A 14,782-nucleotide genomic window follows, 5' to 3' on the forward strand; every position below is an offset into this window, starting at 1 on the left:
CAGTCATGACAGTGCTGACTGGTCATGCCTTCCCGGCCCTTGCTTCGCTGCGGTGCGGTCAGTCATGACAGTGACCGGGCTGGTGCTGGCCGCCGGCGGTTCGCGGCGGCTCGGCGCGGCCAAGCAGCTGCTCCCGTTCCGCGGCCGCACCCTGCTCGACGCCACGCTCGACATGGCCCGGTCCTGCCACCTCGACGATCTGGTGGTCACCCTCGGCGGTTCGGCCGCGGAGATCCGCGACACGGTCGACCTCTCCGGCGTACGGGTGATCGAGAACCCGTCCTTCGCCGACGGATGCGGATCGTCGATCCGTTCGGCGATCCCGCACATCGACACCGACCGTGTGGTCCTGCTCCTCGGTGACCAGCCGATGGTGTCGCCGTTCGACGTCCGGCGGGTGGCCCTGGTAGACGCCCCGATCGGTGTCTGTCGTTACGCCGACGGGCTCGGCCACCCGTTCCTCTTCCGCCGCCCGGTGTACGACGACCTGTCCACCCTGCACGGCGACAAGGCGGTGTGGAAACTGCTGCACTCCGGGAAACACCCGGTCACCGAGATCGCCACGGCCGGTACCGTGCCGGTCGACGTGGACACCCAGGAAGACTACGAGCGGCTACTTGCGAATGAAGAATCCTGAAGAGGTCGTCCAGCGCCTGGACGCCGTCGACTACCTGGCCGATGAAGGCCTCGCCATGGCCGTCTTCCTGGCCCTGCGCCTCGGCAAGCCGCTGCTCCTGGAGGGTGAGCCCGGAGTCGGCAAGACCGCCGCCGCGAAAGCCCTGGCCCAGGCCTTGGACACACCGTTCCTCCGCCTCCAGTGTTACGAGGGTTTGACCGCCGGCGAGGCCCTCTACGAGTGGAACTATCAGCGCCAGCTCCTGCACATCCGGCTCGGCCGGTCCACCGACGACGCCTCCCTCTTCACCGAGGACTTCCTGCTGGAACGGCCGATCCTGCGCGCGGTCCGGCACGACGGGCCGACCCCGCCGGTGCTGCTGATCGACGAGATCGACCGGGCCGACGACGAGTTCGAGGCGCTGCTCTTCGAGTTCCTCGGCGAAGCCTCCGTCACCGTTCCCGAACTGGGCACCTTCGCCGCGATCCGCCCGCCGATCGTGGTGCTCACCTCCAACCGCAGCCGTGACCTGCACGACGCGCTGCGCCGCCGGTGCCTCTACCACTGGATCGAGTTCCCACCGCCGGCCCAGGCCGCCGCGATCGTGCGCCGGGCCGTGCCGGGCGCGTCGGCCCCGCTCATCCGGGACGCCACCGAGTTCATCGGCCGGGTCCGCCGGCTCGACCTGGACAAGGCACCCGGCCTGGCCGAGACCATCGACTGGGTCTCCGCGCTGGCCGCGCTCGGTGTCACCGAACTCGTCGCCGGCGACACCCTGCGCACCCTCGGCACCATCGCCAAGACCCCCGACGACCGGATCACGGTTGCCGGGGCCGTAACCCAGGAGAGCCCCCAATGAAGATCACCAACGAGTTCACCGTTCAGATCCCGATCGACCAGGCGTGGAAGGTCCTCACCGACCTCGAGGGCATCGCGCCGTGCATGCCCGGCGCCCAGCTCACCGGTGTGGAGGGCGACGTCTACAAGGGCAAGGTGAAGGTCAAGGTGGGCCCGGTGATCTCCGAGTTCTCCGGAACCGCCCAGTTCACCGCCAAGGACGACACCACCTACCAGGCCGTCATCGACGCGAAGGGCCGCGACGCACGCTCGGCCGGCAACGCCTCGGCCACGGTGAGCGCCGCCCTGACCGCCGAGACCCCCACCAGCACGAAGGTCTCCGTCGACACCGACCTGAAGATCAGCGGCAAGCTGGCCCAGTTCGGCAGCGGCATGATCAAGGAGGTCTCGTCGAAGCTGCTGGCCCAGTTCGTGGCCAACCTGGAGAAGAAACTCGCCACCGACCCGGCCCTCCCCCCGACCCTCCCCACCTCCCTCCCCGCGACCCTTTCCGCCGCGTCGCCGACGCACCTCTCACCCGTTTCGGCTGAGGCCAGCGCCGCCCTCGCCGCCCCTGTCGCCCCCGCCGCCCCTGCCGCCCCCGCCGCCCTCGCCGACCCGGCTGCGCCTGCTTCCGCCAGCGCGGTGGCCACCGCTCCGGACGCCGCGGTGGCGCTCGGCGAGGTGGCGCCCGCCGCTCCGGAGGTCGACGACGCCGCGGCCCCGGCAATCGCGCCTGACCCGTCCGCCGGCGAGGTCCCGCCGTCCGCCGGCCGTCTGGAGACGGCCGAGGGCACCCCCGACCCGATCGCGCCGCTCCGCACCCCGGAAGCCGACCTCTCTGCCGCCTCCACCGCATTCGCGTCCGAGGCCGCCTCCGCTGCTGTTGCTCCTTCCGCCGCCTCCACCGCTTCCGCGTCCGAGGCCGCCTCTGCCGCTGTTGCTCCTTCCGCCGTCCCCACCGCATTCGCGTCCGAGGCCGCCTCTGCCGCTGTTGCTCCTTCCGCCGCCTCCACCGCTTCCGCGTCCGAGGCCGCCTCTGCCGCTGCTGCTCCTTCCGCCGTCCCCACCGCATCCGCCTCTGAATCCACCTCTGCTGCCGCTGTCCCCCCTTCCACCGCGCCAGCCTCACCGGCCGCTGTTGCTACCCCCGCTGAGCGGGTCCTTCAGACCGAGGAGGCGGAGGCGATCGATCTGCTCGCAGTCGCCGGCGGTTCCATCTACAAGCGCGTCATCCCGGTCGCGATCGGTGCCGCTGCGGTCGCCGCCGTGATCATCTGGTTCGTTGCCCGCGGCTGAACCCGCGCCGGTCCTGCTGCGCGGCACGGACCGGGCCGCGTTCGCCGTGGCGTTCGTGGCCCGTCTGCGCCGCGCCGGCCTCCGGGTCGGCATCACCGAGACCGACGACCTGGTCCGGGCACTCGCCGCAAGCCCACCGACGTCCCGGACCGCCCTCTACTGGACGGCGCGGGTGTCGCTGGTCCGCCGTCACGGTGACCTCGCCACCTTCGACCGCGTCTTCACCTCGGTGTTCGACGACACCCCGCCTCTCCCGTTGAGCCGCTCGGCCGTACCTCCGAAGAGGCGCGACGACACCGTGCACGTCGCCGTGCCTGGAACCGGCGGTGAGGCCGCGACCGGAGGCGAAGGCCTGCCCTGGGCGACCCTGCCCGCCGCGGTGGCCGCCGGCGACGAGTCCGGTGACGATGGCCTCGACCTGCCCGAACTCCGGCCCAGCGCCTTCGTGGCCCTGGCCGGCGTCCCGTTCGAGGAACTCGACCAGGCCCAGATCGAGGCGTTCGGAACGGCGTTGCGGGCGGCCCTCACACATTGGCCGCACCGACGGGGCCGCCGTCACCGCGCCGACCCGTCCGGCCGCCGGGTGGCCCTCCGCGCCACCATCGCTCGGGCGCGCCACACCGGCTGGGAGGCGATCACCGTGGTCCGCGAACGCCCGGTCCCGAGACCTCGGCGTGTCGTGATGCTCTGCGATGTCAGCGAGTCGATGCGCGCCCAGGCCACCGCCTACCTCCACCTGATGCGGGCGTTCGCCACGGTCGCCGACGCCGAGGTGTTCGCTTTCGCCACCCGGTTGACCCGCCTGACCGTGCCACTGCGGCACACCTCCGCCAGGGAGGCCATCGACCAGGCAGGCGCCGCGGTCGACGACCGCTTCGGCGGAACCCGGATCGCCGCCAACATCGCGGCGCTCCTCGACTCCCATCACGGCGACACCGTCCGCGGCGGTGTCGTCATCGTCGCGTCCGACGGCTGGGACAGCGATCCACCGGAGGCGATGACCGCCGCGATGGCCCGGTTGCGGCGCCGCGCATACCGCGTCCTCTGGTTGAATCCCCGTGCCGGAGCCGCCGGATGGGCCCCGAAGGTCGGCGGCATGGCCGCGGCCCTGCCGTTCTGCGACCGATTGTTGCCCGCCGCGACCCCGGCCGATCTCATCGCAGCCGTCCACCATGTCCGTGACATGGCCCAGACCTGCTCCGCACACAGGCCGTCGACCAACTCGTGAGTCTGCCGGCCGGGGCGACAGAGACCGGAGGGATCGTCGTGTCCGATAGTCATGATCGGCTCGCTTTCCGCCAACCCGGCGAACGCTTGTGACCAACGCCGGCCGGACCTGGTGTCCGATGCGTTGTCCGGGCTGAGGAGATCGACGCTGTACCGGGGGACTGAGGTCGCACCGCGGAGTCCAGAAACAGCTCGATCTCCGCGGCCCGGCGGACGAGTCGTTGTTGCCGCTGGTGGCGAAGACGTCTGCCGAGTGCCGCCAAGACCAGTCAAGGCGCCCTCCTGTGTGCTCAGCCGCTGGACCGAGATCGATGCCGACCCGGCCGACAACCAGGCGGAGGGCCCGATTCCGGAGAATGGCATGGGTTTGCAGCCCGGGGTCGTACGCAGCCATGTCGCCTTCTCCGTGTCGGTGGATGCGGTGCGATCCGCGGTCAGAGTGATCCGAAGAAGTCGCGCACGTCGTCGCTGAAGAGCTTGGGCTGCTCGGCCGGCAGGAAATTGCCGCCGGCCGGCAACTCGGTCCAGTGGGTGACCGTTGTGTCGCGCTCGGCGAAGCGCCGGATCGTCACATCGGTGACGCCGAGCGCGACGCCCAGCGGAACCGTGGACCGCGGTTTCGGCGCCCAGGCGGACGGGTCGTGCGCCATCTCCCAGTAGAGGTTGGCCGAGGACCCGGCCGTCCCGGTGAACCAGTACAGACTGACATTGGTCAGCAGCAGGTCCCGGTCGACGGCGTCCTCCGGCAACGCGGCGGCCGGGTCGGTCCACTCCTGGAATTTCTCCACGATCCAGGCGAGCTGGCCCACGGGTGAGTCGTGCAGCCCGAACGCCAGGGTCTGCGGCCTGGTCGACTGGATGGCGTTGAAGCCCATCTTGTCGTCACGGAACTCCTGGAGGCGGCCCAGGCGGGCCTCCTCGGACCCGGTGAGATCCGCGAAGTCGGCCGGGTCGTCGGAGGGGAAGGTGATGTGCCCGTTGACGTGCACGCCGATCACTCTGCCGGGCTCCTGCCGGCCCATCTCGACGGCGGTTGCGGCGCCCCCGCCCGTGCCCTGAACCCCATACCTCTCGTAGCCCAGCCGGGCCATGACCTCGTGGAACGCCGCAGCCGTCCGCGCTGTCGTCCAGCCGGGTGAGGTGAGCGGACCGGAGAAGCCGACGCCCGGGTTGCTCATCAGCACGAGGTGGAAGTGCTCGCGCAGCGCCTCGACCACCGGCAGGTAGACGGCGAACGACGCGGGCCAGTCGTGGGTGATCAGCAACGGGGTCGCCGACGGATCGACGGAGCGCACGTGGGCGAAGTGCAGGGTCTGCCCGTCGACCTCGGTGAGGAACTGGGGCAGCGCGTTGAGCCGGGCCTCGGCCGCCCGCCAATCGAACTCGTCCGCCCAGTAGGCGGCCAGGCCACGCAGGTAGTCGACGGGCACACCGCGCTGCCAGCCCTGGCCCGGGATCTCCGGTGTCCAGCGGGTGCGGCTCAACCTGTCGCGGAGGTCCTGGAGATCGATGTCGGAGATCTCGATGCGGAAGGGGCGGATCTCGGTCATGCCGGTGCCTCTCATTCTCGGGCCTCGCGATCGGAACGGAATGATTCGTTCCGCTGCCAACGTAGCAGACTTCCGGATCGAGCGGAACAGAGCATTCCGGTCCGCTATAGTCGTGGCATGACGAACCCGACGTCCGGCCGGGCCCGCCAGGCCGCGCGCAACGACGTGACGATCCTGGCGGCGGCCAAAGAGGTCTTCCTGGCCGACAAGCGCGCACCCGTTGCCGCGGTCGCCGACCGTGCCGGCGTCGGCATCAGTGCTCTCTATCGTCGCTATGCGGGCAAGGAGATGCTGCTCCGCAAGCTCTGTCACGACGGGTTGCTGACCTTCATCGAGGAGGCCGAGCGCGCCGCCGCCACGCCCGACGACTGGGAGGCCTTCGCGTCGTTCGTGCAGGGCGTCGTCGAGGCCGACGTGCACTCGCTCACCGTGCATCTGGCCGGCACGTTCACCCCGACCGACGAGATGAGCGCCGACGCCGTCCGGGCCGACGCGCTGGCCACCAGACTCTTCGAGCGCGCCCGACCACAGATGCGTGCCGAGGCCGTCCCCGCAGACCTGACGATGCTGTTGGAGATGTGCGCCGCGGTGCGCGTGCCCGACCCGGTCCGCACGACGTCGCTGCGTCGCCGCTATCTGGCGATGCTGCTCGACGGGTTACGTGCGGGTGCGGCCCTGCCCGGTCCGGCGCCGACGTCGATCGAGATCAACTGGCGCTGGTTGTCGACCTGACGAGTCAACTCCAGAGGGTGACGTGAATAGATGGTTTGAAACGGGCCACATTGACCCCGCTGCCCCGCATCATCGCCTGGATCGCCCGTGGTGTGGAGGCGAAGCGAGCCAGTTCGGCGGCCGCCGACGGCTTGCCCGACTCGGCGAGCGTCAGCGAGTGCCACACCTCTTCGAGTGCCGCGTGGGGTCCGCAGAACTGCACGAGGTGCCCCTTGCGGACCTCCGGCGCGACGGTGAAGGACAACGCCGCCGCCACCCCGCGCCCACGTTTGGCCTCCTCGATGGCGGCCGCATGGCTCTGGAAGATCTGCTGCCGGTCGTCCGGCACCCCGAGCCGCCGCAGCAGCGTCGGGATGGCGCCCCTGTCGGCTGCCGCCGACGGGCCGAGCAGCCACGTCTGGTCGCGCAACTGTCGCAGTGTCGGCTGGGTCCCGGCGAGCGGATGGTCCGGCCCGGCCACGACGACGACCTTGTAATACATCGCGGGCCGGCACCGCACCGCCGGGTCGGGGAGCACCGGCGGTGGCCCGATCGCGATGTCGATGCTCCGCTCGATGAGCGCTTCCACGAAAGAGCCCGGGTTGCGCACGCTCAACTCGACGTCCAGGTCGGCGGCCCGGCTGGCGAAAAGCTCGATCAGCCCGGGTGCGGCGTGCTCGGCGAAAAGCGAGGACGCCCCGACCCGGAGCAGCCGGCGTCCCTGCCCGGCGGCGCTCACCTCGAGCACCGTGATGTCCTGCAACCCGAGGAGCTCGGTGGCCCGGCTGGCGAGCCGCAGTCCGCCGGGGGTGAAACTCAAACCGTTCGCTGTCCGGGAGAAGAGTTGGTCGCCGAGTTCCTTGCGGAGTTGTCCGATGTGCAGCGAAACGGCGGACTCGGACACCTCGAGTTGCGCGGCCGCCTGCTTCACCGAGCCGCATCGGACGACGGCGGAATAGGCGCGCAACTGTGTGGGGGTCACAGCCCGCAATGTATCGCGATCAACATCGGTAATGCCCCCCGCGTCGCACATGGTGACCACACCGGCGATCTCACCGATACCGCGGGGTGGTTCCGCACATACGCTGTCGTGCGCCCGAGCCGAAATGGAGAGGATTCCGCCGATGCCGACCTTCGAGGCCACCGACGGTGTGGAGATCTATTGGGAGCAATGGGAGGGAGACTCCGACCTGCCACCGGTGCTCCTGCACCACGGTTTCATCGCCAACGGCCAGACCAACTGGGTTCTTCCCGGCATCGTCGCGGCCCTGACCGCTACAGGCCGGCGGGTCATCGCCATCGACGCCCGCGGCCACGGCCGCTCCGGCAAGCCCCATGATCCGGCCGTCTACGGCGAGACCCGGATGGCCCAGGACGTCGTCACCCTCCTCGACCTGCTGAGGGTCGAGCAGGTCGATGTGGCGGGCTACTCGATGGGCGCGATCGTCTCCCTCATCCTCGCCACCCGTGACCCGCGCCTGCGCCGTCTCGTGATCGGTGGTGTCGGTTCCGCGGTCGTCGAGCTCGGCGGCGTCGACACCCGGGTCATCCCGGCCGAGGCGTTCCGCGAGGCCTTCCACACCGACGACCCGTCGACGATCACACATCCGGCCGCAGCGGGTTTCCGCGCGTTCGTCGACGCGGTCGGCGGCGACCGGGCGGCACTGGCGGCCCAGGCCGCGGCGATCCACGCCAGCCCCATTCCGCTGGACACGATCGCGGTGCCAACCCTGCTGATCACCGGCCGGGACGACGTCCTGGCCACCCGCCCCGAGCTCCTCGCCAAAGCCATTCCCAACGCACAGCTGAGTGTCATCGACGGAGATCACCTGGGCGCCGTCCGGCAGCCGGCTTTCACCACCGAACTCTTGACCTTCCTGAACACCCGCTGACCCGTCCCGTCGCCGAGGTCCGTCAACCCGGCGGTCCGCTTCATGCCTCAGGTCCTCTCTGAAACGGCCAGGCCCGCCGCCAACCACCCCGTCTCGTCAGCGACGACGCGAAGTCTCACCGGGGCCGCGCTCCAGCACGGCCCCGGTGAGCTGGCGGCCTTTCCCGCACTGCTCAGCGTGACTGCCGGGTGATGTGCTCCAGCGTGACTGCCGGGGTTTGCAGGCTGTTCCGGCACTGCGCTCCGGCATGGGCGCCGAGCCAACTGTCTGCTTCGAAGTGGGGGAGACGGGAGGATGGGGAGAAGGAAGGCGGGACGGCGGCAGGTCGGCAGGGTGGGACGGCGGCAGGTCGGCAAGGCGGGACGGGCGACGATGACCGTCCACGATCGTTGATCGTGATCGCCCATCCTCGCCATGGCGACTACCAGCGCACGAGCGGCGATCGGGTGCAGTGGTCCAGGCTGCCGCCGCTCCTGACCGGCACGGCGCTGGCTGATGACCGCCGCGGCCCGCGATCACGGGAGTGTGATTGCGGGCCGCGGCTACGGGAGTGTGATTGCGGGCCGCGGCTACGGGAGTGTGATTGCGGGCCGCGGCTACGGGAGTGTGATTGCGGGCCGCGGCTACGGGAGTGTGATTGCGGGCCGCGGTTACGGGAGTGTGATTGCGGGTCGCGGTCACGGGAGTGTGATTGCGGGTCGCGGTCACGGGAGTGTGATTGCGGGTCGCGGTCACGGGAGTGTGATTGCGGGTCGCGGTCACGGGATTGTGATTGCGGGTCGCGGTCACGGGATTGTGATTGCGGGCCGCGGTCACGGGATGGGGAGTGGCGCGCCTACGGGGAGGGGTCCTCAGTGGCCGGCGCCGACCAGTGAGGGGGTGGGTTCGGCCGACCGCTCCTGGCTGCGGAGGCCGGCCAGGGACACGAAGACCACGGCGAAGACGGCCGCGCCCGCGAAGACGGTGAAACCCCAGCCCTGATTGCCGCCGGCCATCAGCTGACCGCCCAGCCACGGTCCGAGGACGGCGCCGAAGCGGCCCATCCCGGCGGTGGAGCCGACCGCTGTGGCCCGGGCGGCGGTGTCGTACCGGGAGGTGACGGCGGCGTACACCATGGTCTGCGCGCTGAACAGGAAGACGCCGGCCAGGAAGACGACCGCGTACGTGACGGCGAGCGGGGTGCGGATGCCGAGCAGGTAGACGCCGGCGGCGGTGAGGGTGAACCAGATCGCGGCCACCCGGACGGCGCCGAAACGGTCGGCGAAGCGGCCGGCGACTAGCATGCCGACGATGCCGCCCAGGTTGATCACGATGAGGAAGGAGAGCGCCGAGCCGAGGTCGTAGCCTTCGGCGCGCATCATCGTCGGCAGCCACGTGTTGACGCCGTAGACCAGCAGCAGGCCGCCGAACGAGGCCAGCCAGAAGAACAGGGTCGGCTGCCAGAGCCCGCCCCGGAACAGGGCGGGGACACCACCGGACGCCGCGGGGGCCGTGGTGGACGGCAGTTCGACCCCGTGGTCGGACGCGATGCGGCGGGCCTCGTCGGTGCGCCCGCGGGCGATCAGGAAGCTCAGCGACTCCGGCAGGTAGCGCAGCACCAGTGGCACGGCGATGAACAGCGGCAGTACGCCGATCCAGAAGGCGGACCGCCAGCCGTACGAGTCGAGCAGCCACAGCCCGAGCGTCGCGGCGAGGATGCCGCCGGCCTGGTGTGCCGTCATCAACGACCCGATCAGCAGGTTACGCCGCTTCGCCGGTGCGAACTCGGCGACCATCGTGAGGGCGATCGGGAGCAGCCCGCCGAGGCCGAGTCCGGCGATGAACCGCCCGAGCCCGAAGACGGTCAGGGACGGCGCGGCCGCGCAGATGCCGGACGCGATCGAGAAGAGCGCCGTACTCGCGATGATCATCTTTTTGCGGCCGATCCGGTCGGTCAGCGGGCCGGAGCCGAGGGCGCCGAGCAGCATGCCGAACGTGGCGTAGCTGCCCAGGCTGCCGGCCGCCTCCTTGGTCAGGCCGAGTGCCGGGTCGTCGAGCATGCCGGGCAGGACGGCGCCGTAGATGAACAGGTCGACTCCGTCGAAGAGGACGACCAGCCAGCAGATCGCCACGACGAGGCCGGCGAGGCGGCCGCTGCGTGTGCCGCCGGTGACGGACGTGGAGGACATCGTTGTTCCCTCTTTCCCCAGGGATGGTGTGCTGCGTCACCGGATCGTGCTCGTTGTCACCATGATTGTCAACAATCAGTTTCAGATAGATGAGCAGCTCATGTCTGTGCGCTTGCCATGAGTAATGCTTCGTCGACAATCCTGTGGCCATGAGTGCGGCCGCCGGAAGATCTTGGCGCCGGGGACGGGGCGCCACGCGGTATCGTTTCCGCACCGGGAAGGCCTGACGACGGGATCACATGTCTGCCGAGAAGAACCTCACCAGCGTGCGGCGGGCACGGGACACGGGCGAGGGCAAGACGACCACGCGCGATGAGCTGCGCACGGCGATCCTCTCCGGGGAGTACATGCCGGGCGAGCGGCTGGTCGAGGCGCAGCTGATCGAGCGGTTCGGGGTGAGCCGGTTCAACATCCGGCTGGCCCTGCAGGACCTCTCCGGTGAGGGCCTCGTCGAGATCCAGCGCAACCGGGGCGCCCACGTCCGCAAGATCTCGCTGGCCGAGACGATCGAGATCACCCAGGTCCGCATGGTCCTGGAGGGGCTGGTGGCGGCGCAGGCGGCCGAGCGGGTGACCGAGGCGCAGGCCAGCGAGCTCGACGAGATCGGCCTGCTGATGCGCCGGGCCGTCGAGTCCGGCGAGTTCCGCCGTTACAGCGACCTCAACCAGCGTCTGCACGGCCTGATCCGGACCATCGCCGGCCATGCCACGGCGGATCGGCTGATCGGCACGCTGCGCGCCCAGCTGGCCCGGCACCAGTTCATGTTGTCCCTGCTACCGGGCCGGCCGCAGACGTCACTGCCGCAGCACGAGCTGATCATCACGGCGATCCGTGAGCGTGACCCGGCCCGCGCCGAGACGGCGATGCGCGAGCACATCGCCAGCGTCATCGAGGTGCTGCGTTCCCTGGAGGAGAACGGAGGGCACCCCTAGAGAGGGGGTGTGCCGTGGGTGTGGAACGACTCGATCGTCTTCAGGCCCCACGCCTGACCCTTCGCGCGCTCGGCCTCGGTCCAGGTGATCACCTCGTGGTCGGGGGCGAGCAGCAGACGGGCGCCGGCGTTGCAGAGTTCGATGCGGTTGCCGCCGGGCTCCCACACGTACAGGAAGAAGGTCTGTTGAATGGCGTGTTTGTGCGGGCCGGTCTCGATGTGCACGCCGGCCTCCAGGAACACGTCGGCGGCCCGGAGGATGTCCTCGCGGGTGTCGGTCGCGAACGCGACATGGTGCAGACGCCCCTCGGACCCGGTCCAGTCCCGCGTGTAGACGAGGTCGTACGACTTGTCGGTGAACGTGTACCAGACCGCCGCCTTCGTCCCGTCGTCGAGCACGATCTGCTCGCTGGCCCGCCCGGTCAGAGCCCCGGCCAGGAACTCCTCGTTGCGCGGCACGTCCCGGGCGAGATAGTTGACGTGATCGAGCCGCCGCACGTTGGTGCCGCGGCCGGGGAACCGCGCCGCCTGGTTCTTCAGTGACGGGCGGGTCGCGTCCGACGCCACATAGCGGCTGGTCTCGTAGTAGAGGCCGAACGGGTGCCCGTCGGGGTCGGTGAATTGGAAGACCGGACCGTACCCCGGCTCGTCCTTGCTCCACCCCTGCCCGAGGCCGGCGGCCTCGATGTCGCGGACCCGCCGCTCCAGGGCCTCCGGGCTGCGGGCCCGCAGCCAGGTCCGGCCGATGCCGGACGTGCCGGCGGCGGTGACCTTGACGGTGAAACGCTCGTAGTCGTCCCACGCGTGCAGGTAGGCGCTGTCGCCGCGGCGCTCGACGACCTCCATCGCCATCTGGTCGGTGAAGAACCGGACGGTGTCGTCGAGGACGGGCGTCAGGAGCTCCACCGCGGACACGTGCGCGATGTCGCGGATCTTCTCAGCCATGGACGATGGCTCCTTCCGTGTTGCGACGCGGGTGGACCCGACCCTCCAGGATCAGGCGGGCGGTGCTGACGATCGCCGAACGGCCCGCTTCGACGTCGATGACCACGTCGGTGAAGCCGGTCGGATGCTCCAGCCGGATCGTCCCGGCGGCGCCGGTGTGCGCGACGCTGCCGGGCATGGCCGCCGCGGTGCCGACGGTCACGGCGGCGAGGACGCCGATGGAGGCATGGACGCGATGCGGGATGAACATCCGCGTCGCGAGCGACCCACCCTTCGCCGGGGGCGAGACGAGACACATTTTCGGTACGGTCGTCGTGCTCACATCTCCGAGGTGCATCGCGGCGCCCGCGAGTATCCGCAGCTGCTCCACCCGCCGGCAGAGTCGCGCGTCCGCCTCCAGCTCGGCCGGGGTCTCCCGCCCCGTGACACCGAGCGACCTCGCGGTCATCAGCACGACCGGCATCCCGTTGTCGATCAGCGTGGCCGGCACCCCGTCCAGGTCGTCGAGCACCCGCCCGGTCGGCAGCAGTGCCGGCGCGACCGACCCGGCCGTGTCCCGGAACTCCACCTCGATCCGCGCCGCCGTCCCCGGCACCCCGCTGAGCGCGGTGTCCCCGGCGTAGGTGACGTGCCCGTCCGGAGTGGGGACGGACACGACCGCCAGCGCTCCGGTGTTGACCATCCGCACCCGTACCGGTGTGACGTCACCGGTGACCGGCACCAGGCCGCGCTCGATCGCGAACGGACCCACCCCGGCCAGGATGTTCCCGCACGGCTGCTCGGCGCTGACCCGCGGCTGGTCCACCTGCACCTGCAGGAACAGGTAGTCCACGTCGGCCGCCCGGTCGCCTGACCGCGTCACCACGGCGACCTTGCTGGTCAGCGGGTGCCCGCCGCCGATCCCGTCGATCTGCCGCGGATCCGGCGACCCCATCACCGACAGCAGCAGGGCGTCGCGTTCCGCCGTGTCGGCCGGCAGGTCCTCGCCGAGGAAGTACGCCCCCTTGGACGTGCCGCCCCGCATGATCACGACCGGGATGCTCACGGCTCGTCCACGTAGACGACACCCAGCTCGGCCAGGAGCGGCCGCAACCGGTACATGTCCAGTCCCAGCTCCCCGGTGGCCAGGCGGGCCCGTTTCGAGGCCTCGCCGGCGATCCGGTCCCGGGCCGCCTCCAGCACGTCCGCGGCCCGCTCGTGCGGAACCACCACGACACCGTCGTCGTCGGCCACGATCGCGTCACCGGGACGGATCACCTGGCCGCCGACCACGATCGCGACGTTGACCGAGCCGGGGCTGGCCTTGACCGTGCCCTGGGTGCTGACCGCCCGCGACCACACCGGGAAACCCATCTCCCGCAGCTCGGTCACATCGCGCACCCCGGCGTCGAGGACCACCCCGATCGCGCCGTGCGCCCGCAGCGAGGTGGCCAGCAGATCACCCAGCATCCCGTCGGTCGACGGTGACGTGGTCGTCACGACCACCACGTCACCGGGCCGGACCTGCTCCACCGCCGCGTGGATCATCAGGTTGTCACCCGGGTGGCAGGAGACGGTCACCGCGCTCCCGGCGATCCGTGCCCCCGCCTGGATCGGCGTGAGCGCGGGGGAGACCGCCCCGCGCCGCCCGTCCGCCTCGTGCACCGCCGACGCCCCCGCCTCGGCCAGGCCGGTCAGCACCTCGGCCGGCACCCGCTTCGACGTCCGGACCACCACGTGCCGGGCCGTCACGACAGCTCCCGGGTGACCTGCGGGTAGAGCCGCTGGTACGCCTCGGCATACGTGTCGTTGGGCAGGCCCAGGTTGGGGCCCGAGTTGCGGGACGCCTGCAGGCCGCGCCGGCTGCCCAGCTCGGTGTAGTAGGTGTGCAGGTGCTTCTGTGCGGCGAGGATCCGCATCGCCTCGCGCTTCACCTCCCAGACCCCGGTGATGTCGAGCAGCACATCCGGCACGAAACCACACTGCTCCGGCTGGTGCGGCTCGAAGCTGAAGACCGGGGGCGCGCCGATCACCTCGCCCGGCCCCTCGACACCGGGCGCCTGCGCCAGGATGCGGGCCTTGAGGGCGATGGCGTGCGCGAACGCGTGATCACCGTTGTACGGATCGGCGGCCGCGTGGGTCAGCACCACACCCGGCTGCACCTCCCGGTAGAGGTCGATCAGGCCCTGAAGCAGCGCCGGGGTCTCCACCAGCGGGTAGTCGTCGGCGTCGAAGAACCGGATCTCGGCTCCCAGCACCTTCGCCGCCTGCTCGGCCTCGGCCCGCCGGTGGTCCTTGACCTGCTGCAGCGTGTAGCCCTTGCGCCAGAGCGAGGCCGACTCGCCGCGCTCGCCGAAGCTCATGCAGCCGATCACCACACGCTGACCGCGGGACGCCGCCAGGGCGATGGCACCGCCGGCGCGCCAGACGAAGTCGCCGGGGTGGGCGGTGAGTACCAGGGTCGAATCGGTCATCGCGGTTCCCATCCGATTACCAGCATTATTGTCAACAATCCGCGCGACGGACGAGTGTCGAGGGCGCGGCTGATGAGCCGAGCCTAGGCCAAGCACCTCGTTGAAACAATTGTTGACAATCCTGTCGCTGGGTGGGAAGACTCGTGTCACTCG

General features: G+C 70.4%; 14 protein-coding genes. 7 read left to right on the top strand and 7 right to left on the bottom strand.

Annotation, left to right across the window (positions count from 1 at the left end; all coding sequences use genetic code 11):
- The first annotated feature begins 64 nt into the window (after window positions 1-64).
- The 4 genes from ACFO0C_RS30570 to ACFO0C_RS30585 are packed head-to-tail and all read left to right on the top strand — an operon-like array spanning window position 65 to window position 3,980.
- On the top strand, window positions 65-637 hold the full coding sequence (locus tag ACFO0C_RS30570) for a nucleotidyltransferase family protein (RefSeq protein WP_378070174.1): 573 nt from the start codon (window positions 65-67) through the stop codon (window positions 635-637).
- On the top strand, window positions 624-1,475 hold the full coding sequence (locus ACFO0C_RS30575; protein ID WP_378070175.1) for an AAA family ATPase: 852 nt from the start codon (window positions 624-626) through the stop codon (window positions 1,473-1,475). Before ACFO0C_RS30570 ends, ACFO0C_RS30575 begins: the two co-directional genes overlap by 14 nt.
- Window positions 1,472-2,752 carry an SRPBCC family protein gene (locus ACFO0C_RS30580; RefSeq protein WP_378070176.1) on the top strand — a complete coding sequence of 427 codons (1,281 nt, stop codon included), beginning with the start codon at window positions 1,472-1,474 and terminating at the stop codon, window positions 2,750-2,752. Before ACFO0C_RS30575 ends, ACFO0C_RS30580 begins: the two co-directional genes overlap by 4 nt.
- On the top strand, window positions 2,739-3,980 hold the full coding sequence (locus ACFO0C_RS30585; protein ID WP_378070177.1) for a vWA domain-containing protein: 1,242 nt from the start codon (window positions 2,739-2,741) through the stop codon (window positions 3,978-3,980). Before ACFO0C_RS30580 ends, ACFO0C_RS30585 begins: the two co-directional genes overlap by 14 nt.
- A 433-nt stretch (window positions 3,981-4,413) precedes the next feature.
- Here the strand turns inward: ACFO0C_RS30585 and ACFO0C_RS30590 are convergent, their stop codons facing one another.
- On the bottom strand, window positions 4,414-5,529 hold the full coding sequence (locus tag ACFO0C_RS30590; protein WP_378070178.1) for an epoxide hydrolase family protein: 1,116 nt from the start codon (window positions 5,527-5,529) through the stop codon (window positions 4,414-4,416).
- A gap of 117 nt (window positions 5,530-5,646) precedes the next feature.
- On the opposite strand from ACFO0C_RS30590, the gene ACFO0C_RS30595 reads away from it, so the two are divergent.
- Window positions 5,647-6,261, top strand: a complete 615-nt coding sequence (locus tag ACFO0C_RS30595; RefSeq protein WP_378070179.1) for a TetR/AcrR family transcriptional regulator — start codon at window positions 5,647-5,649, stop codon at window positions 6,259-6,261.
- Window positions 6,262-6,265: 4 nt separating this feature from the next.
- Here ACFO0C_RS30595 and ACFO0C_RS30600 read toward each other — a convergent pair whose 3' ends face one another.
- The gene (locus tag ACFO0C_RS30600) at window positions 6,266-7,222 is read right to left on the bottom strand and encodes a LysR family transcriptional regulator (RefSeq protein WP_378070180.1); all 957 of its coding nucleotides are present in this window, start codon (window positions 7,220-7,222) and stop codon (window positions 6,266-6,268) included.
- 142 nt (window positions 7,223-7,364) lie between these two features.
- Between ACFO0C_RS30600 and ACFO0C_RS30605 the strand changes: the two genes are divergently transcribed.
- A complete protein-coding gene (locus ACFO0C_RS30605; RefSeq protein ID WP_378070181.1) occupies window positions 7,365-8,132 on the top strand; it encodes an alpha/beta fold hydrolase in 768 nt (255 codons plus the stop codon).
- Window positions 8,133-8,983: 851 nt separating this feature from the next.
- On the opposite strand, the gene ACFO0C_RS30615 is transcribed toward ACFO0C_RS30605, so the two are convergent.
- The gene (locus tag ACFO0C_RS30615; protein WP_378070182.1) at window positions 8,984-10,300 is read right to left on the bottom strand and encodes an MFS transporter; all 1,317 of its coding nucleotides are present in this window, start codon (window positions 10,298-10,300) and stop codon (window positions 8,984-8,986) included.
- Between the two features lie 239 nt (window positions 10,301-10,539).
- On the opposite strand from ACFO0C_RS30615, the gene ACFO0C_RS30620 reads away from it, so the two are divergent.
- Complete coding sequence (locus ACFO0C_RS30620) at window positions 10,540-11,232, top strand: GntR family transcriptional regulator (protein WP_378070183.1); 693 nt, start codon at window positions 10,540-10,542, stop codon at window positions 11,230-11,232.
- On the opposite strand, the gene ACFO0C_RS30625 is transcribed toward ACFO0C_RS30620, so the two are convergent.
- The 4 genes from ACFO0C_RS30625 to ACFO0C_RS30640 are packed head-to-tail and all read right to left on the bottom strand — an operon-like array spanning window position 11,229 to window position 14,629.
- Entirely contained in the window at window positions 11,229-12,176 is a 948-nt protein-coding gene (locus ACFO0C_RS30625; RefSeq protein WP_378070184.1) for a VOC family protein, read from the bottom strand. The genes ACFO0C_RS30620 and ACFO0C_RS30625 overlap by 4 nt on opposite strands.
- The gene (locus ACFO0C_RS30630) at window positions 12,169-13,221 is read right to left on the bottom strand and encodes a 4-oxalomesaconate tautomerase (protein ID WP_378070185.1); all 1,053 of its coding nucleotides are present in this window, start codon (window positions 13,219-13,221) and stop codon (window positions 12,169-12,171) included. The genes ACFO0C_RS30625 and ACFO0C_RS30630 overlap by 8 nt, the downstream gene beginning before the upstream one ends.
- A complete protein-coding gene (locus tag ACFO0C_RS30635) occupies window positions 13,218-13,907 on the bottom strand; it encodes a 4-carboxy-4-hydroxy-2-oxoadipate aldolase/oxaloacetate decarboxylase (protein WP_378070186.1) in 690 nt (229 codons plus the stop codon). Before ACFO0C_RS30635 ends, ACFO0C_RS30630 begins: the two co-directional genes overlap by 4 nt.
- On the bottom strand, window positions 13,904-14,629 hold the full coding sequence (locus tag ACFO0C_RS30640; protein ID WP_378070187.1) for a PIG-L deacetylase family protein: 726 nt from the start codon (window positions 14,627-14,629) through the stop codon (window positions 13,904-13,906). The genes ACFO0C_RS30635 and ACFO0C_RS30640 overlap by 4 nt, the downstream gene beginning before the upstream one ends.
- Window positions 14,630-14,782 lie beyond the last annotated feature (153 nt).

This window comes from Actinoplanes subglobosus (genome assembly GCF_042650585.1).
In the GTDB taxonomy this organism is placed as follows: Bacteria; Actinomycetota; Actinomycetes; order Mycobacteriales; family Micromonosporaceae; genus Actinoplanes; species Actinoplanes subglobosus.